The following is a 20,218-nucleotide window of genomic DNA, read 5'->3' as shown; positions in this document are numbered from 1 at the left end:
TGCTTAGCGTATATTTTCTTTAAAATATTGGCGAAACCCCGTATAAAGCATATCCTTATTGGTCGACTTAATCTCCATAAAAAGTCCCTCCAATAAATTTCTTAATAGAGGGATTCATCTAAGATAGTTAATTTCACCGGTGGTTAGCTCAACTTAATGACGACAGGACCTGTCCCCACCTAGTGATGAAACCCATTATCACATTTCGTATCATGTGGCATAGGCCCGTCCAGGGAATCCAGAAAGGCAACGGTCTGTTTGAGGTTCCTCAAAAATAAATGCGCGAGATCCATGGAAAATCCATTTCGAACCACAACGCGCATAATCGTCACCGCTTCCATATCTGGAGGCAATGGATAGGCGGGTACTTGCCAGCCGAACACACGCAATTGTCGAGATAAATCATAAAGATTCCAGTTTAATGTGTAACCATCTTTCAGTCGCCAAGCGAAAACCGGAATATCCGAACCATCGGACAAAAGTTCGAACGGTTCCATCTTCTGAATCGCCTCGCTAAGAAAAAGAGCGACTTTCTGAGAAGCCCTTTGGACATCATAGTACCCACTTTTCCCCAAACGCAGGTAATTGTAATATTGCAGGAGCACTTGTGCGCCAGGACGAGAGAAATTCAGGGCAAAAGTCGGCATGTTCCCGCCCAAATAGGAGACGCGGAAGATTAGATCCTCAGGGAGATCTTCAGCTTCCCGCCAAATTATCCAACCCAACCCAGGATAGACTAATCCATATTTATGTCCGGATACATTGATGGACTTCACCCTCGGTAATTGAAAATCCCAGACTAAATCTGGTTGAAGGAACGGTGCTATAAATCCCCCCGAAGCCGCATCCACATGCATGGGAATGTCGAGGCCCGTCCTCTCCTGTAAATCGTCCAACGCTTTCGCAATGGCGGACACCGGTTCGTAAAGCCCGGTATAAGTCTCACCGAGAATCGGTACTACACCAATCGTATTTTCATCCACGACAGCGAGGACCCCCTGAGGATCCAATCGGGGATGCTCTGGGCTAACCTTCACATAGCGTGGTTCAACCTCCCAATAGTTCGCGAATTTTTCCCAAACGACTTGAACAGCAGAACTAAACACAATATTGGGCCGATCCACCGGCTTCCCTTCGCTTTTGCGTGCATTTTGCCAGCGTCTCTTTAACGCAAGCCCCCCGAGCATACATGCTTCCGACGATCCAGTTGTTGAAACGCCCATAGTCGTAAGAGGGGTGGGCGAATGCCAGAGGTTGGCTAAAATGCGGACACACCGCTCCTCAATTTCGGCTGTCTGTGGATATTCATCCTTGTCAATCATGTTCTTGTCGAATGATTTGGCATATAAGTGCTCTGCGGCAGGCTCCATCCATGTGCTAACGAATGTTGCAAGATTCAAGCGGGCATTGCCATCAAGAGCAATTTCATCATGGACGATTTGATACGCTGTTTCTGGTAACATGCTTTCATCAGGCATGTGAAAGCGCGGAACGACTGATTCTCCTTCGCGGGCAAACAGAGGATTTACAGAAAATTCGTGAGGCAGCTCCATTTGCACGTGACGCGGTAGATATTGTGGATTATCTGGCATGATCTCTTTTCCTTCGTATGCATCGTTTTGAACTTCTGCTTTTCGATCCTGTGGCATACAAGTCCCCCTTAATTAATTTTTTAACAAACATATTATTTACAAAAAAGCAGTTGTTAAACCAAGGGGACAATTCTAATAAAAGGTGCTGCCACCATTCGAATTAAAGGAGAAGCCATGAATGGACTTGCAAGAACTATTTTCTTCGGTAAACAAGGTGAGCTTAGGGAACGAACCATACGACATCAATTGCAAAGGGCCAGTGCCTTAAACATAATTATCAATGCCATCAGTATCTGGAATACTTTACATCTAACAAAAGCAGTTAAATATCAAAAACGGATAGGTAGTTTTAATGAGAACTTATTGCATCATATATCACCTTTAGGTTGGGAACATATCAATTTACTAGGAGAATACCATTTTAATTCAGAGAAAGTGGTTCAAGTCAGAGGAAGGCACCTTAGGGTCTCTTTTCTTTATTTTCAAAAGGACCTGCTCAATTCATGCGTAAATACATAAAGTAAATTGAATCCGTTAAAATACATGAGTGAACTCTTGTTTTCTCCTCTTATCTAAAGGAGGAACTGTTATGGGCTTTGGTGGTAGTTGTAGTAGTTGTGGCGGTGGCTTTGCTTTATTAGTTGTATTATTTATTTTATTAATCATAGTTGGAGCTTCTTGCTTCTGCTAAAAAACTATCGGAAAAGACACTCATGTGAGTGTCTTTTCTTCATGAAAAAATCCCCGTGCTAAACAAAAAATAAAATAAGCTGCCCATATGGACAGCTTATTTACATAATTATCGTTATTGGAAGTTATAAGCACAATTTGTATTATGTTTAGGTAAATCTCATTCTTCATCAAGCATATAAAGTTAATGAAATAAATCAAGTATGATATCAGCTATGTAAGTTTCTAAGAATGCAGCAATGATCATTATAGGTAAAGTTAAAACAACATAAATTTTTATTACTTCTAAAATCTTCTTACTAAGAGACACTCTTTCTTTATCTTTTTTGAATATATTTTTTAATTTGATTCTAATAGATTGATTTAATTCAAAAAGAATAGCCGCAAATAAACAAAAAGCGAAAATTTCAAAAAAGTAATGAGGGATGGAAGAAATTATTATCCCAAAACCTTTTTGAAAATCAACTTGTAATCCAACTCCAAAAAGAATCCCAGGAAGTGAAACGGTTAAAATTATACTTATAACATATAGAAATTGTATTGGAACCAAGGCTAATATAAACATTTGTAAAGGTACTATAAAAGCATTATTAATAATAAATGACCATACCTTTTCTATACCTGTTGATTCCTTTATTTGATCTGGTAGTCTATTTCCTACCCCTTCCATTATTTCTTTTAGATTGGGATTGATTACAAAGGTTATTATGGTTGCAATAACTGTTAGTGCTACTCCTAATATGAAAAAGTTAGTAGCTCTTTTAAATACAACCTTATTAATTACATTCGAAATAATTTCCACCTCTTTTTTCTAAATTTTACCATCTTAATAATACGGTAGTAAAGAAATTTTTCTTGTATATTATATACATAAGAAGTTAACATAACGTCCTATTATCGGTAGCAAGAATAAGGAGGAACCCTAATCTCACAAGTAAATCTCCTTTTTTGTTCTATGGATCTATGCATTTTTTTATACATTCCTATCCTGGCGCGGTTTTAGGGTCCTCGTTTGTTATTGGATTAGCCGAAAAACTGTATAAAATCTTGCATGCTCTTAGCGGGGTACCGGCAACAAAACGCGATTTCGTACGCTAAGAAAACAGCCTTGCTACATAGGTAATGTAGCAAAGCTGTTTTAAGTTGTTTAATTCTCGCTCCACTATCGGCTTTGTTAACTAACACTTTAATTATTTTAACAGCCTTTTGTTTAATTCCCACAAAGCCGTTTTGTTACTATCCCATTTTAAAAGCGTTACGGCTTCCTCAAAGCACAGCCATTTATAATTGAAGTGTTCTTTAGATAATTTAATATTTTTTGTAGGAACTTTAACTCCAAAAGAAAATTCTTTTATTACATAAACATCTTCCCCCCAAAGAAATTCACCAACTACATCCTCTACTGGTAGTGAAGACACAGAATCTAGTTTTATATATGGACTTTCTCTTGTAATACCAGCCTCTTCAAACGCTTCCCGTTTTGCTGATTCAATAGGAGTCTCACCATCTTCTCCACCACCAGCTATTCCTTGCCAATAACCATAATCACTTCGATTAAAAATAGCATATTGAATGGAATCGTCAGTTTTTATATAAGGAAATATCAATACTTGATACGGTGCTCTCATTGCTTAACCTCCTTCCGAAAAAATATGAACAATTTATTCACTAACTTGCTATTTTAGTAAATAAAGTATTTGTATTTAAACTTTATAAAACTCAAATGTATTTTTTTCTAAACATATTGTTTCATTGGAATTTTTGATAATAATATTAAAACGTTGACTATACGGATGCATAAACACTTCATACTGAATCCGACGTTCTTCATGAGACTTCCTTAAGTAATTAATATCGGCTCCTCTTTCAATAATATCACGGCTAGACCTTCTCATTAATTCTGTGTCTCCATCTGTATAGAAGTAAATTTTCAAATCAAATAAATTTGGATTAATAAATGCGACACTCATTCCTTCTACAATCGTCACCTTATTTTTCGAAGAAATTAACTCACTTTTTATATAATGTGTATCCATTGTATAAAAATCTAAACCAGCTCTTACCATTTGAACATCTCTTTCTAACGCAGACAAATGATGGGCTGATGGATGACAAGCTGTCATTTTATCATAATGATTTTCATTCTGATATGTATAGTGGATATTTGTATACTTTCGTACATTTGAACTAACAATGTATGGATCTGTATTAATATAATTCACTTTATTTTGATTTAATTGGTTTATGAGCTTATTGGCGAACGTTGTTTTTCCGGCAGCACCGTGTCCTGAAATGCCAATAACAATCTGTTCATCGGTCATACTGATCCAATTTATAATTTCTTGTAATAACTTTTTCATTATTCTCCCCCTGTTACTAATATACCCCTTATTTACATTATCTAAATATAAAGGTATCCTACTGTAAAATCATAAATGAAGTGAAAAAATGGTATGATTATCCATCATATCATCTCTATTTTTAAAAAACTATATTAATTTTCGAAGGATTTTATTGTTATTTAGGGTAGTACCACATGCCCATCAAGCTAAACAAGTACACCATTTACAAATTCAAAAAAATCCCCTCAAAGCATCAGCTTTAAGGGGATTTCTCCTATCATTTTCTCTCTTCATACAATCGATTTGCTTTATATGAGAAAAAGAAAAACATACCAATCGCAGCTGGGATAAACAACCATGAAATGCCCCTCATTAATGCAAATGGTGTTTCAAATAAGAATGACCCTAAAAATGCTGTGCCTTGCTTATCCCATAGCCCTGGTGTAAAGTATAGTTCTTTCGGATTTACAAGTGCTCCTAAATTAATTGTACTATTAGACATAAATAGGATTAATATCGGCAAATAACATATTGCTAATTCTAAAAATGTCTTAGATAAACGTTTATACTTCCCTGCTCGTGACATTTGATCTGAAAAAATGTCGTCTTCACTTTCCTCATCTATCTTTTTAAAATATTGCGTGCCTGCCCACCATTTACCGGCTATATGCTTCCAGCCACTATCTTCAAATAACGTACAATAATTAATAAAGTCACTCCGTCTATTAAATACTCTATGGTCTATTTTAATTTTCGCATCTTCCGGTTCTGCGATTTTAAATCTATAACCGAATGTATTACTTTTTAGTTGATAGCCTTTCCAAGCCATCTCTTCTAACCATTTCTCCTCTTTCTCAAAGTCTAAAAAGAATTTCAATCTCCACATCATCGCTTCCCCCTAACTATACATTTAATAAGCTTTTTGTAACTCCAACAATGTGCTGCATTCTCATAAAGTCTAAATGTAATACTTCTTTCCCTCGTTCCGTAATGACATACACTTTTCTTCGTTTATCTTCACTTTTTACCGACTCTATTAATTGTTGCTTTAATAAATTTTCAACCGCCCCATACAATGTACCCGCTGCGATTTTCACTTGATGATCACTAAGTTCCTCCACCTTTTGCATAATTAAATATCCATGAGCTGGCTCTAATAAAGCTAAAAGAACGTAATACGTTGTTTCCGTTAATGGTAAATTTTTATCCCTATTCATAAAGACCTCCAATATAACGATTAATATATAGTCAAACTATACAGTTAAACTATATAGTTTCATTTTATACAGTCTAACTGTATATGTCAAATTAAGGTATAAAAAAACAACCTAGACCCCTTATATGGATCTAGGCTGTTTTTAATACGTAAACGTAATCGTCACTAAAGAGTATCCTTCTTTCGCATTATAAGACTCCGCTCTATACGAAACTCGATTTGCCCCTTGCGGATAATCGATTTCCCCAATTGCCTTTTTCACATCTTGCAGTGCACCATTCATTGATTGCTTATAAAGCACTTCAATTTTCTCTGGCTTTGCGCTATAGCGCTGCTGCATTTTATTTTTTAACTCAGCATAGTTATTCGCAACGTACTCGTTTGCTAAATAATTTAGTTTTGTATCTTTTAATATTTGCTCGTATGCAGTTGTTTTAGAGCTACCCGCTGCAATTTTATTTGTAAGTGTATCATAATAATTTGTTGTAGCCTGCGGATAGTCCCCGCGGTTCCACTCGTGATTTCTTGCAATTTGTTCATCTGATAAGTTGAAATAAGAATATGTTACTCGCCCTTGTTTATCAGGTATTGGATCATCGAATGTTGTATCAAGATGGTACCATTTGTTATCGATTTTAACTAAATTCCACGCATGAGGCTGACCGCCTCCAGTTCCTACTACAAAATGATTCTCAATTCCAGCTTCTTTTAATAATTGATAGGTTAATAGGGTGTAACCTTGGCAAACGGCAGAACGATTCGCGAGTGCCTCATATGCTGTATACGCTTTATAAGACGTATCGTAAGAAACATGTTTTACTACGTAATCATGAACCGCCTTCACTTTTTCATGATCATCCATACCGACTTGAATAATAGAAGAAACGATCGCTTTCGCTTCTTTCATCACATACTCGGTTTGTTCTTTCGTTTCGCGATATGTAATATGTAGCGTAAACGTATAATTCCCGGGCGATCCAGATAGTGAGTATGAAACATTCGATCTATTATAATTTGTATACTCATTTTTATTTGCGACTTCTTTATATGCGTTAAAAAGTGTATTCATAACTTCTTCTTTATTACTATTTCTCGTGTAATATGGAAGTGTAATATTCGTTTCGTATGTATTAATACGCTTTTGTACTTCATTTTTGAATGCTGTTAATAATGCCGCATCTCCTGTATCCTTTACATCAGTATTTTTATATTTCAAAGTTTTATATAAAAACTGTACATACTGTTCACGTGTTACTGTGGCATATGGTTCAAATTCCCCGTTGCCTGTACCATCTGCGATTCCGTTTGATTGCACCGCACTAATCGCATTTTCTGCCCAAAATGGACTTGGAACATCATTAAATGTATGTTTTTGTTTAGCAGCAAGATGAAAAGCATTTGTAAGAATTTGTGCCATTTCCGCACGACTCACAGAAGCTTTAGGTCTAAATCGGCCATTTTCATCACCTTTAAAAACCCCTAAATTCGTTAAAGTTAATACCTCTTCTGGAAACATTGTAGAATCTCGATTAATATCACCGTAAGGATTTTTAAACGTAGAGCCATCTTTTAATACGTAACGAGTTCCATCATTACTAAACGAACCGCCTTGCTTATTCGGCACTAGCACTCGATAAATTAAAGCTGCAACTTGCTCCCTCGTCGCAACATCTCCAAAACCAAATATCCCATTTCCATAACCTGAAATAATATTTTTGCCCGCTAAATCTTTAATCGCCGGATACGACCAATGCGATGTAGGTACATCAGAAAAAACGCCTGCTTCAGCAGCTTTCACATCACTGCCATTTGTATATAATAAAGCACCACCTATTAGTGATAATGATGTAATTGATTTTAATAGTTTTGTGTACATAATGCCTTCTCCCAATACGTCTTCTATTTTTTTTTATTTTTTGTCGAAAAATCTAAAAGAATATGACAAAACACATTATACAATCAAAAGTTTTCAGAGGATATACTGAATTTAAAAATATGCAAAAATTCATATTACTATAGGGATTCATACTGATATTATGCTATTTTACTTGCGAATATATAAAGTGAAACTTTAATCAGTGGGGGTTTTGTTCATCCCCCACTGATTATTAGCCCTCATCAATCGGGCTTTTACGGGCAGTTGATCCCCCACCTAACTTCTTTGTTCCAGCCGCATTTTAAGGTGGGAGTTTTACTGCCCGTTAATGCGGGATAAATAAAAAGAAAAACACGAATGTAACATTGTTAATATACATATCGCTTTTTGAGCTTTTATTTCGCCAAAATGTAGCCTAAAAAACAATACTATCTCCATTAAAATCGCAATATAATCCTGAGAACATACCTTTTAACATAATTCATTGTATGATTGCCAATTTCATATCCTTTATTTAAAACAGTTTTACAAATTGTAATTATTGGAATCCACTTCATACCTCCATGCAATATTCTTTGGAACTTTTGGATACATTAAATATGCATAGCATTGTAGTTTACATATATTTCACTTTTGTATTTTTGAACCAAGTATTAGGAGGGTATTTATGATGAAAAGCTGTACAGCATTCCTTATTATTGATGTACAGGTAGGTTCATTTGAGGAGAGAAAAGTCCTATATAATAGAACGGAATTATTAAGAGTTATTCAATTATTGATTTCTAAAGCACGTTCTGCTTCAGCCCCTATTTTTTATATGAAGTTTAACGGGAAGTCTGGTTCCTCGCTTAGACAAGGGACACCTGGATGGGAAATTCATAAATCAATTGCTCCAGCAACAGGAGATGTCGTTCTTGAAAAGAATCATCCGGATTCTTTTCATAAAACGAGTCTTCAACAAGAGCTGGAAATGAGAAATATAAACCGAGTTGTTATAGCAGGAATTCAATCTGAAATTTGCATAGATGCAACATGCCGGCGTGCATACAGCTTAGGATATGACGTTACTCTTGTAAAGAATGGACATAGTACATATAATTCTACAGTATTACCGGCGTCTCAAATTATTAAGCATCATAACGAGATAATAGGTCAATGGTTTGCCCGTGTAAAAAATTCCGAAAGTATAGAGTTTTAATTCCATTTCCATATTTGATAGTCTATATATTTTTTACTATAGTCTCTTTCACTTTCAACGAATTGCTTTCCAATGAACTGGTTCCTAAACTAAACTGCCCTGTTTCTACAATAAGAAGAGAGCTGTCCATAAGTCGGTTTCACCAACTTATGAGGCAGCTCCCTCTTAATTTCACCTTATTCTATCGATGAATCCAAACTGCACCTGCAGACTTGTCTTCAGCTTGACCTACTACTTCAAACTTCAATCCTAGTTTCGGCAACTTACGTCCTGCATCTGGAATCATGCTGTTGATGTACTGCTTAGAATCATCAAATTTTGCAACTCCTGGTAATCCTTTATAGTCAAAGATACCGCGAGTTGGCGAATTCACTTTCCATGCTGGCGCTTGATCAAATGAGAATGCCGCATCGGCAATTTGATAACGCGTACTGCTCTTCACAGTCGGTTGTCCGTTTAATGTTCCTACGATTGCCTCTGGATGAGAATCTACTACTCCTAAGAATCCTTCACCTGGATGAACGCCTACCCAGTTATCTGTAAAGCTTTGATCCGCATACCATACAACCATTCCTGTATTAAACACTGGGCCACGCGCATGTTGTAACGCCGTGTCAGAACCAGCGTAATTTCTCCACTCTACATAGTAGTTATTTTTTTTCTGTTCCAATCCGTTAGATACAGTAAATCCTTTTAATGTCATTGCTGGCTGGCCTTCTACATCATCAGAGAAAACAACTTTGCCATCTACAGTTAATGCTGCATTATCTAACGCAAATCCTTTATAAGCTACTGCAATATCTGTTAAATACTCAAATTGCAGTTTTACTTTTTTCCCTTTGAATTGGCTTAAATCGTAAGTTTTATCAACCCACTTACCATCAGTTGTATCCGCGCCGCCTTTTACATCTTTTTCGCCCATTCTATCAATACGTGTCTTCGTTCCATCTTCTGCAATCGCATATACATCAAGGAAATCATACTTCGCTTCAAGTTCGTAGAATGCCTTATAATCGAACTTAGCATTCGTTGCATTTGTTAAATCAAATACTGGTGTCTCAAGTGTTGTATGAATGTCATTTCCTTTTGTGCTGTAATAAAACTTCTTACCAAATGCCGATTCGATATTTTTGATATCTTTGTCTGGTAAGTTAACACGAACGATTCCTGGTCGTTTTGATTTTGTAACACTTTGATCTAAATATGTTGCAACACCGACTCCTGTGCGAAGTTTATCATAATCTACCTCAACGATATTCGCCCAGTTGCCCTTCATATTCTTTTGGAAAAACTCTTTATTTTGTGGTGAGAAACTTGTTGGCTCTGTTCCTGCAATTTTTCCAGCCCAGCTGCCGCCGCTCATAATAGACCATGACTCAACAGGTTCACCTTGTCCTGAATACTTTGTATCGTACTCATCTGGTAAGCCTAAATCATGACCATACTCATGCGCAAACACACCAACCGCTCCGTCTTCAGGCTCGATTGTATAATCGTATGCAGCCATCTTTCCGCCCCAATTTGAAACAGAAGATTTTGTGCCATCAATCGCATATGGTTTTGATCCAAGTTTTGAACGATGAGACCAAATCGCATCATCTTTCAATTTACCGCCGCCAGCTTCTTGACCCACGCCAGCATGTACAACCATTAAATGATCAATAATGCCATCTGGCTCGTTTTTATTTCCATCACCATTTTGATCATATTGATCGAATTGATCATAGTCTGCTAAATTAATTCCTTTTGCTACCGCTGCCTTTAATGCTTCTTTCACAAAATCACGTGGCCCTAAAGGACCCTTATTATCATGACCAGTACCCGCATCCGAACCGTAATCTGAAGCTTTCCCTGGAACAGTAAGCCATTCCGTTACAGTTCCATCAACTGTGTAGCTCCCGCCAGATTGTTCTTCATAAAATTGTTTAAATGTATTAATCTTCGATCCATCAAATAACGTAAATGGTTCATCACCAAATAACATTTTTTGATAATGTTCACGATTAAAGTCCTTAGAATACATGTATCCTGGCTCTTGATCAATATTGTTATGCTTAAAATCGCTAAATTCTACAAGTAAAACAAGTACTTTATCTTTTCGAACAGCACCGTTGTACTCTTCTTGCTTCGCTGGTGCAGTAGGTACTTTTCCATTTAATTTACTAGAATTCAATCCAGCACCTTGTCCAGCTGCTGGCCCTACTGTAGGCTGCTGCGCCTGTTCATTTTCCTTCATTTTTGCATCTTTTACTTTTTTCATAAAATCAGAAGCTTCTTGCGTAAGACTATCTCCTGTCAAGATTTCTTTACCAGGGTTTTCCCCTTTCTTTTTCTCAACATATTTTTCGACAGCCTTTGACGTCTCAGCTTGTGATGCAGATTGATCAATTACTCCCCTTTGTTTTAGCGCTTCTGCCAAACGCTCATCCGGTATTAAATGCTCATCTATTGGTAGAGATGATGTTGGTGGTGTCTCAGCATAAGCTGCATGACTTCCAAAAGCAAAACTACTACTTAGTACTGCCGCTGTTGCTAAAACTGATAAAGGTTTTAACTTCTTATTCTTTTTCAATGTATTTCCTCCCCAGTGTCTGCGAATTATCATTTTTTTTGCCGATAGCAACATAATATTCTCTTTATAGAGAATATTCAATCTTTTTCAACAAATAAAATGTTGAGAAATATTTTTTTGTGCAGGGTGAAATACGTAGGATAGCAAAATACAAAGGTTCTGCTGGTTTATGTTTTGCGCATAACTATAAAGTGGGATCACTCGTTCTTTTGTTTCGATGGCGATAGAGTAGTGCTAGGAAAGGAAATAACAAACAGCCCAAGTTTCTCATTGCAACTTGGACTGTTTGTTATTTGTATGAATACTTTTCATATGGATTCTTATAAGATTCTGAATCAGTTTATGCAGATTCACTTTACAAAAAAGCTGTTATTTATTTCAAGTGCAATAGTCATATTGGCTCGATTCACTTATTTTTTTGGCAGTAAATAAATGATTACCACCTAAGGAATCCTATTGAATTCCTTTTCTATTTATATTCTAATTACCCTTTGAATTATCAGAAGATTATTGAAAAAGTTTTTTCCTTTCAATCTATCACTCTATCACACTTAATTTAGTTCTGGTGCAAACACTCCAAACGCTTGTAAGTAACCTCCTAAACTTTGACATACTGATACTAGTACTCTAAAAAAGGATGTGATTGGTATGGAAAAGAAAAATCTATTCAAGTGGAAACATTATCAACCGGATATTATTTTATTAACCGTGAGATGGTACCTACGGTATAACCTCAGTTTTCGTGATTTAGTCGAAATGATGGAAGAACGCGGGCTATCCCTTGCTCATACAACTATCATGCGATGGGTTCATCAATATGGTCCCGAATTAGATAAGCGAGTACGACGTCATCTTAAGTCAACCAATGATTCTTGGCGAGTCGATGAGACGTATGTGAAAGTCAAAGGTCAATGGATGTACCTATATCGTGCTGTTGATTCGAAAGGAAATACAATTGATTTTCATTTAAGCAAAACAAGAGATCATAGGGCTGCAAAGCGTTTTTTCAAGAAAGCTTTGCAGTCTTTTCATGTTTCAAAGCCCCGTGTGATTACAGTGGACAAAAACCCGGCCTATCCTATAGCGATTGAAGAGTTGAAGACAGAGAAAAAGATGCCTGTAGGCATCCAAATAAGGCAGGTAAAATACCTTAATAACATTGTAGAGCAAGATCATCGTTTTATTAAAAAGAGAGTTCGTTCAATGCTAGGATTGAAATCTTTTCGTACAGCTAAATCTATTCTTTCAGGAATAGAAGCGATGCATATCATTAAAAAAGGCCAACTTATTTTACGGGACAAGTCTGTCCAAAATGAAGTGAAGTTTATTCATCAACTATTCGGAATGGCTGCATAAGAATAGATTCCATTAGGCATCTATATACCTCTTTCAAATAAATACAATCTTTGCACCCGAACCCCAAAAACTAAAAGTTTTGAAATCTTTTTATAAAAAATAAAAAAGGTGAAGGACCAATATGTTCCTTCACCTTTTCCTATAAATGCATTACTAATTTAAATTCAAGCCATATGCCCTTGAGCCAAGTTTATGTTTGTAAATCTTTGCGCCAGAGTCGTTTCCGTACCCCTATTGATTCACTTCTTTTGCTACAAGAGCAGCATATGCTTCTGCACCTGTTTTCGTTAAATGTACGCCATCTGGTTCAAAGTACGCCTTATTTCCAGCACTTGCTGAATACCAATCAACTAACACCACATTTTTGTAAGATGATGCTGCTTCTTTTAACTTCTCATTCACCAGCGATTCCCACGGACGTGGTACCCTCGTATTGATTAATATAATTTTACGTTCATTCCCGATTACTTCAATTAATGATGCTAATTGCTCCTTGGTAAAGGCTCCATTTGTACCTAATCCAATAATGACATGACTTCCTAAGTTCCCCTCATTCTTTAGCTGTTCCACAGCAGAGATTGCCTGTGACATTTGCCTTCCTATTTTCGCATCAATCCTAATATTAGGAAAAGCATTTTTTAAATACGGAGCAATATCAATCATGATTGAGTCTCCTACAGCTGTAACTGTTAGAGGATCTTTAGGCTGTGCGGGATTCTCTTCTTTTTGTTCTTCTTTATTTTGAGGTGGTTCATCGGCTGGTTTTTCCCAAACTGCAACTGGATGTTTAGCCTGTTCTTCTTGCACTGCTTCCACCTTTTCTTTTTGAGGATTCTCCTTTTCTTTACTAGCTGTTGTTAATCCAAAAGTAGCTATCGAAGAAATGCATACTGCACATATTAAAGCTAACTTACCACTTAAAGTTAAGTTTCTTATTTTCAAGTTCTTAATCCGAATATTCTTCAATGCGCCTTTTCGTATTGGATTTTCAATAAACTTCCACGAAATTTGTGCAACAATTATAATAAGAAGAAATTGAAGAATTGCTCTTGTAGACGAAAACTCCCCAGCATTTACCTTCGGAGTCGTCAATGTAATAATCGGATAATGCCAAAGATATATCCCATATGATCGTACCCCCATCCAACGCAGTGGTCTAAATCTCAAAAATTGTGCGATTCTGCTAGCCGGATGAGCGAGGTTAGCGACTAACAAGGCAGTAGCCAGTGATAAAAGAACCATTCCCCCACGGTATAGAAACGGCTCATATTGATTCGTCCTCCAAAACATAATGAGAATGATGATAAGAGCAAGTCCCCCAATGACATCAAGAATTAGACGTGCTTGCGGAATAATTTTATTCGCAAGCCTACTGCTTGGCCAAATTAAGGCAAGTGCCGCTCCAATTAGTAAAGAAAAAGCCCGTGTATCAGTACCGTAATAAATTCTACTCGGGTCAGAGCCTGGCTCATATAGGATTGCCATTGCTAAAGCGGAAGCAATCGCTCCTAGACAAATAAATAAGATCATGCGTGATTGTTTTTTTATGTAATAAAACCCCAAACTAATAACGAATGGCCAGACCACATAAAATTGTTCCTCAACAGCTAACGACCAAAAGTGATTTAGCGGGGAAAGCTGACTAAAGCTATCAAAATAAGATAATTTATGATAAATATACCACCAATTACTAAAATATAATAAAGCAGCTAGTGAGTCTCCTCGCATTTTTACAAGTAAAGAACTATGAAAAATTGTAATCCATGCTAAGGTGACGATGAGCATGATAAGCATTCCAGGAAGTAATCTCCTTGCCCTACTAAGCCAGAATTTCTTCAGGTCAATTCTCTTATTATTCTTCCATTCTATAGCCAGAATATCTGTAATTAAATAACCGGAAAGTACAAAGAATACAGTGACACCTAAAAATCCACCGGGCATCCAATTAAAATTGATATGATACAAAATGACACCTAGTATGGCTAGGCCCCTTAGACTGTCCAATCCAACCATATAGCGACTATTTTTCTTTAATGGTTCGGGCATTCACAGTCACCCCCTATATTCATCTGAAAATTACGCAAATACTTTTACTATAAAAACCTATTAATTTCATTCTCTCTAAAAAGTATGAACTATTTCCAAAATATAAAGATTACAAAACTCTTTAACAAAGAAACTTACTTTTTATGATTAGATACACAGCAACTAGAATTTTATCACGGTATCTAGTTTCATAAAATAGTTTTTGCACCAGAACCGCCAAGATACCTATCTAACCAAAAGCATTTTCAACAAACCAAGGTAAAAATGGCAGGGCTGAAGAAAATATAAATAGATTCAAAACTAGAAGAAATAATTGTATGAGAGATAATCTTATATGTAGTTGTTTCATTTTGTTACACCTCCAATATCATACAAATTTAATTATGTCTTATTTTTTAATGGTGGTCATTTTTGTACAGCAAAGAATTCTCAAGGCTTCATAGCATGATTTCAATTGAGTAAAAATATCTATGTTTTATTCAGTCTCAAAGAATCGAATTGGCAAGCAATAATAGGGAGTATACCTAAAAAAACTAAAACGGATCATAACATGGAAAATAAACTCAGTCCATGTCATGACCCATTTTTATACGTATAGGCTAACTTTTCAAACTATCATTATGTTATTACATTTTATGTCCCCACTGGTCAAAGTGATAATCTTTACCATCAATTTTAAACCAACCGTCTGAATAAAGGGAACCATCTTCTCTAGCACAATACCAAAGGTATCCGTATGCAAGAGGGAAAGGTCTATATCCACCACCAACTTGGAACCACCCTGTTTTAGCTGCCCCATTTTCATCGAAGTAATAATATTTATTATCGATCGTTTGCCAGCCCGTTTGTGCTACGCCGTTATTGTCAAAATGGTATAGCTTACCATCGATTTTTTCAAATCCTGCGCGATTAACTGATCCATCTTCATGAAAATAATATTTTTTTCCGTCAATGTTTTCATAAGCATTGAACGTGTAATTGCGACCATTTGTGAAATAGTATCTTTTACCGTCTATCATTTTCCAACCGGTATAGAAAATTCCATCTTCTAAACTATAATATTCCAGTAGTTGTTCACTTTTGTTGAGCCCTGTTTTATAAAGCGAACCGTCATGCTTAAATGATAATATTTTGTTGTCCAACTCAACATTAACAACGCTGTCTATAACTTTTCCATTTAGATCAGAAACTCTCTCAAGCACACCTTTGTCGGAAAAGTGAAGGATAACCCCTCGATCTTCTATACGTACTTCCTTTTTATTTACATTGTAATTTTGGAAGTAATAAATTTTACCATCTACTTCTTTTAGACCTTCTTTAACGAATGCTCCAGAAGCATCGGCATAGGAATCTCCCTCCCAGGTTGATCGTTGTAAAACACCATCATCATTAAAGTAGTAGTATTTATTCTCAATCTGTGAATCACTTCCATTTCCAGCAACCATGTAGCCATAAGGCGCTGAGAAATAATAAGTCTTCCCCTTAATTTCTTGCCAGCCTGTCAAAATGACTCCTTCAGCATCTGTAAAGGAATACCCATCACCTCGGTTTATCCAACTGTTCTTTATCACGTTTCCAGAGGAATCTTTTGCAATCCATTTAGTAGAATCTTTTTCATCAGCTATAGCCTGTACTTCATCATACTTCTGTCTCTCATTTTCTTTACCCGGATACCACTCTATTAACCAATTGTTAATTTCATTGTTGCTTTTATCATCGAAACGAATTTCAGATTTGAAACTCCAATCCGTAGCGAATCCAGAAATATACTGATTACCAGCTAAACTTACTCCATTCTTGTTATTCAAACGGAACTGAAATTTACCATCGTTAGAATTTCCTATCTGAACAAGTTCAAACACTTCATCATCGCCAAGCGAATCGGAATATTGAAGTCCGTTTCCTTCTTTTCCTGAAAGATATTTTGAACCTGTTTTTACGATTACTTTATTCGTTCCTTTTTTATAAGGGATAATTTGATAAGATTTACCGTCATTTAGTGTAATGAATGGCAGTGCCATAGATGTCTCTAGGACGTTAGTACGCTCCGCCAATATATCAGATAATCGATCATAAAAATCTGCACGAGCTTTAGGATCATTATTAACATAGTTGTTAAGGACATCTTTATCTACTGGCTTTGAAGTCAATGTTATCAATCGTTTTTGCTCATCTGATAATTTATTTGCTATCTGATCAAATAGGTAATCTGAATTTCTAGCAATCACCGTCCAATCGCCAAAGGAGTCGCCGGAATATTTTTTGTAAAGTGGACCAAGAAATCTTGGGTTTTTACCAGATGCTTTTTCTACAAATGCATGTTGGCCTTGATTTATCACAACTCCAGTCTTTCCTTCGTCTAATTGTGCTTGTGTAATGTAAAGAAGATCGTGTTCTGAGACATTAGCTGCATTAGGGTTTAAATCTATAATTGCACCTGCTTCAGTAATTTTAAGCTGTTGCCCAGATTTTAGTTGATGAGTTTCAATTCTTCCATTTGGATAGCGTACTTTAACTGGTTTAAGAAAATTCACATCACCTTGTGTATGATACATGGAAATATTAAATTCCCCAGATGTAAAAGTAGGAGCCTGGTAAGTTTCGTTTTCTGCATATACATCAATGTGAGTGCCTGGGTCTCGATCCCCAGGGGCTAGTCCAAGTGTTTCATAAGTATTTGCTACAGCACCTAATACAGTAATACCTATATCTACTACTGCACCTATCCCTGCGCTAGCCTTATTTTCTGCTACAGGAGCCATAGAAAAAAGAATACCTAGTGCTGCTGTTGCAGAGATTACCTTCTTTCCAATTCCTACAGGGAGGATCTTTTTTACCCTTTTTGTTGCTTTTCCATTCATAATGTCATTCCTCGCTTTTTATTTGTTTTTTATCTACATACTTCATCCGAATTTCATTTTCGGAAGTTCAGTTTAATTTAAATACCTTTCAAATCCCTTTCATAAATGTTACAAAAGTCTTTCATAACCTTATTTCTTTTCTGAGGTAACAGGAAGAGTAAACCAAAATTCACTTCCTTGTTTACCATCTGAACGATCTTGCACACCAATTTCACCTTTGTGCATTTCAATTAACGATTGTGCAATGGCTAATCCAAGTCCGGACCCTCCAGATTGTGAACTTCTTGATGGATCTGTTCTAAAAAAGCGTTCAAATATGCGCAGTTGATCACTATAAGCAATGCCTTTTCCTTCATCACGTAAAATGAATTGAACATGCTGCTTCTGCTTATTTTCCTCTATAATTAACTCGATTGCTCCACATACTGGAGAATATCGAATCGCATTATGTAACAAATTACTGATAACCCGTGCTATCTTACAAGGCATAATCCAGAGTTTAGGCAATGTATCAGAAACGCGTAATTGTAAATGGATCTGTTTTTCTTTTAATAAAATAGAATGCGAATCTAGCACTTCTAATAGAATACGATCCATATGTGTAAAACTTGGATAAAAATCTTCTTGTCCAAGTTCCAACTTAGAAAGATCAAATAAATCATTGATAAGTCCACTTAATCTTTGTATTTCTTTATGGATTGTCGTTAAGCACTGCGCCTTCATTTCGGGGTTCTCAATTACATCATCTTGTAATGATTCTATCATCAACTGTATGCTAGCTATAGGTGTTCGTAAATCATGTGAAATATTCGCAATAAGCTCTGTACGCGCTTTCTCTCCTTCTTCTAACTGAATAAACCCTTCCTCTAAATTTTTAGCCATTTGTTGAAAAGCAGTCGCTAATTCTTTAAACTCTTGTGGTCCATACCCAATCCTATACATCGTTCCAAATTGTCTATCACTATATTGTTTTGTTAATGCAATTAAATTTTGAATCGATTCCGTAATAGGGCGTGTTAATATCCAGTAAATCATCGTTGAAAACGCCATTGCTACGATTACAATTCCTATAAATAATTGCGTTTGTTCTGGTCTAAGTAACATTTTCATTTCGCTATACCAAATAGCAATTAGCATAATACTGGTGCTTAATATATTCATCAATAATAATTGATTTCGTAATTTCATATTGTAGTTCCCCCTTGTTGTAACATAAAACGAATATCAGTAAACCCATCTTATCTTAAACATCTTTCAATTTTCTTTCAAAACTGTAACAAAATTCTTTCAAGAGTATCACTAAAGATCAAAAGGCTGGATTGAAATTGCGAAGCTCACCTTAAACCAAAATTAAATTAATATTTTCATAGCATACCCACAGAAACCTTTTTAAAATTCATTGATTTAAACACAGAAGAAATAGGGTTCTGGTGCAAAAACTATAAGATTTATGTAACTAATCTCTGAAACTTGGACATACTGATACTAGTACTCTAAAAAAGGACCTGATCAGTATGGAAAAGCAAAACCTATTCAAGTGGAAACATTATCAGCCTGAACTAATCTTATTAACAGTAAGGTGGTACCTACGGTACAATTTGAGTTTCCGTAACTTGGTGGAAATGATGGAGGAAAGAGGATTATCCATTTCTCACACAACGATTATGCGCTGGGTTCATCAATATGGACCTCAATTAGAAGAGAAAGTACGACATCATCTAAAATCAACCAATGATTCATGGAGAGTCGATGAAACCTATATTAAAGTAAAAGGGCAATGGATGTATTTATATCGTGCCGTTGATTCAAAAGGGAATACCATTGATTTTCATCTAAGTAAATCAAGAGATAAACAAGCCGCCAAGTGCTTTTTCAAGAAAGCCCTGGCTTTTTCGTACGTTTCTAAACCTCGCGTGATAACAGTAGATAAGAACCCTGCCTATCCTGTAGCAATTCAAGCGTTGAAAGAAGAAAATCATATGCCTGAAGGCATTAAGCTAAGACAAGTTAGATATCTCAATAATATAGTGGAACAAAATCATCGTTTTATTAAGAAACGTGTGCGTTCTATGTTAGGGTTCAAGTCTTTTGGCACAGCTACATCCATTCTTGCAGGAGTAGAAGCTATGCATATGATTAAAAAAGAACAGATTGATTTACGGGATCAGTCTGTTCAAAATCAGAAAGAATTCATCCATCAATTGTTTGGGCTAACAGCATAAAATACAATTCTGCTCGAAATATATGCGCTATATTCTCTTTTATTTTATCTTTCCACCAGAACCTGGAATAATCTCTTTATCCCACTCAAACCACTTCAGAAGGTGGCCAACCATAATTTTGAAGCCCAAAATAATAAACACCACCTTTTGAAGTAATTTCTATCAATTGGTCAGTTTTTCAAAAACACAACTAAACAACCTGAATCCCATATTTAAATGAACTCACGTTGTTTCTTTTAAAATTCTT

General features: G+C 36.0%; 15 protein-coding genes and 1 pseudogene. 5 read left to right on the top strand and 11 right to left on the bottom strand.

Annotation, left to right across the window (positions count from 1 at the left end; translation table 11 throughout):
- Positions 1-179: 179 nt before the first annotated feature.
- Positions 180-1,649 carry a glutamate decarboxylase gene (gene gad, locus JTF23_RS12985; protein ID WP_204208914.1) on the bottom strand — a complete coding sequence of 490 codons (1,470 nt, stop codon included), beginning with the start codon at positions 1,647-1,649 and terminating at the stop codon, positions 180-182.
- Positions 1,650-1,754: 105 nt separating this feature from the next.
- Here gad and JTF23_RS12980 point away from each other — a divergent pair.
- Both JTF23_RS12980 and JTF23_RS12975 read left to right on the top strand, forming a co-directional pair.
- Positions 1,755-2,111, top strand: a pseudogene (locus JTF23_RS12980) (Tn3 family transposase); the annotation flags it as partial.
- 70 nt (positions 2,112-2,181) lie between these two features.
- The gene (locus tag JTF23_RS12975; protein ID WP_000505688.1) at positions 2,182-2,283 is read left to right on the top strand and encodes a YjcZ family sporulation protein; all 102 of its coding nucleotides are present in this window, start codon (positions 2,182-2,184) and stop codon (positions 2,281-2,283) included.
- Between the two features lie 183 nt (positions 2,284-2,466).
- Here the strand turns inward: JTF23_RS12975 and JTF23_RS12970 are convergent, their stop codons facing one another.
- From JTF23_RS12970 to JTF23_RS12945, 6 genes are all read right to left on the bottom strand, one after another.
- Positions 2,467-3,084 (bottom strand): stage II sporulation protein M, encoded by a 618-nt coding sequence (locus tag JTF23_RS12970; RefSeq protein WP_204208913.1) that lies wholly within the window; start codon positions 3,082-3,084, stop codon positions 2,467-2,469.
- Between the two features lie 388 nt (positions 3,085-3,472).
- Positions 3,473-3,910 carry an NUDIX hydrolase gene (locus tag JTF23_RS12965; protein ID WP_001202613.1) on the bottom strand — a complete coding sequence of 146 codons (438 nt, stop codon included), beginning with the start codon at positions 3,908-3,910 and terminating at the stop codon, positions 3,473-3,475.
- 75 nt (positions 3,911-3,985) lie between these two features.
- The gene (locus tag JTF23_RS12960) at positions 3,986-4,642 is read right to left on the bottom strand and encodes a uridine kinase family protein (protein ID WP_070128056.1); all 657 of its coding nucleotides are present in this window, start codon (positions 4,640-4,642) and stop codon (positions 3,986-3,988) included.
- Between the two features lie 259 nt (positions 4,643-4,901).
- Positions 4,902-5,510, bottom strand: coding sequence for a DUF2812 domain-containing protein (locus JTF23_RS12955; protein WP_199662044.1), 609 nt, complete (start codon positions 5,508-5,510; stop codon positions 4,902-4,904).
- A 16-nt stretch (positions 5,511-5,526) separates the two neighbouring features.
- Positions 5,527-5,841 carry a PadR family transcriptional regulator gene (locus JTF23_RS12950; RefSeq protein WP_002150150.1) on the bottom strand — a complete coding sequence of 105 codons (315 nt, stop codon included), beginning with the start codon at positions 5,839-5,841 and terminating at the stop codon, positions 5,527-5,529.
- Between the two features lie 141 nt (positions 5,842-5,982).
- The gene (locus JTF23_RS12945) at positions 5,983-7,716 is read right to left on the bottom strand and encodes an S-layer homology domain-containing protein (protein ID WP_204208912.1); all 1,734 of its coding nucleotides are present in this window, start codon (positions 7,714-7,716) and stop codon (positions 5,983-5,985) included.
- 667 nt (positions 7,717-8,383) lie between these two features.
- Between JTF23_RS12945 and JTF23_RS12940 the strand changes: the two genes are divergently transcribed.
- Complete coding sequence (locus JTF23_RS12940; RefSeq protein WP_204208911.1) at positions 8,384-8,914, top strand: cysteine hydrolase family protein; 531 nt, start codon at positions 8,384-8,386, stop codon at positions 8,912-8,914.
- Between the two features lie 181 nt (positions 8,915-9,095).
- On the opposite strand, the gene JTF23_RS12935 is transcribed toward JTF23_RS12940, so the two are convergent.
- The gene (locus JTF23_RS12935; protein WP_204208910.1) at positions 9,096-11,486 is read right to left on the bottom strand and encodes an immune inhibitor A domain-containing protein; all 2,391 of its coding nucleotides are present in this window, start codon (positions 11,484-11,486) and stop codon (positions 9,096-9,098) included.
- A gap of 648 nt (positions 11,487-12,134) precedes the next feature.
- Here JTF23_RS12935 and JTF23_RS12930 point away from each other — a divergent pair.
- Positions 12,135-12,842, top strand: a complete 708-nt coding sequence (locus JTF23_RS12930; RefSeq protein ID WP_002201522.1) for an IS6 family transposase — start codon at positions 12,135-12,137, stop codon at positions 12,840-12,842.
- A 231-nt stretch (positions 12,843-13,073) separates the two neighbouring features.
- Here the strand turns inward: JTF23_RS12930 and JTF23_RS12925 are convergent, their stop codons facing one another.
- The 3 genes from JTF23_RS12925 to JTF23_RS12915 all read right to left on the bottom strand — a co-directional run bounded on the left by JTF23_RS12925 (position 13,074) and on the right by JTF23_RS12915 (position 18,937).
- Entirely contained in the window at positions 13,074-14,888 is a 1,815-nt protein-coding gene (locus JTF23_RS12925; protein ID WP_070138836.1) for an acyltransferase family protein, read from the bottom strand.
- A gap of 626 nt (positions 14,889-15,514) precedes the next feature.
- Positions 15,515-17,749, bottom strand: coding sequence for an N-acetylmuramoyl-L-alanine amidase family protein (locus tag JTF23_RS12920; RefSeq protein WP_204208909.1), 2,235 nt, complete (start codon positions 17,747-17,749; stop codon positions 15,515-15,517).
- 129 nt (positions 17,750-17,878) lie between these two features.
- Complete coding sequence (locus JTF23_RS12915) at positions 17,879-18,937, bottom strand: sensor histidine kinase (protein ID WP_002201526.1); 1,059 nt, start codon at positions 18,935-18,937, stop codon at positions 17,879-17,881.
- A gap of 326 nt (positions 18,938-19,263) precedes the next feature.
- Here JTF23_RS12915 and JTF23_RS12910 point away from each other — a divergent pair, with 326 nt between their 5' ends.
- Entirely contained in the window at positions 19,264-19,971 is a 708-nt protein-coding gene (locus JTF23_RS12910) for an IS6-like element ISBwe3 family transposase (RefSeq protein ID WP_002166227.1), read from the top strand.
- The last annotated feature ends 247 nt before the right edge of the window (positions 19,972-20,218 follow it).

This window comes from Bacillus sp. RIT 809, from assembly GCF_016892495.1.
GTDB lineage: Bacteria > Bacillota > Bacilli > Bacillales > Bacillaceae_G > Bacillus_A > Bacillus_A cereus_U.
This window is presented reverse-complemented; position numbering and strand designations above follow the sequence as displayed.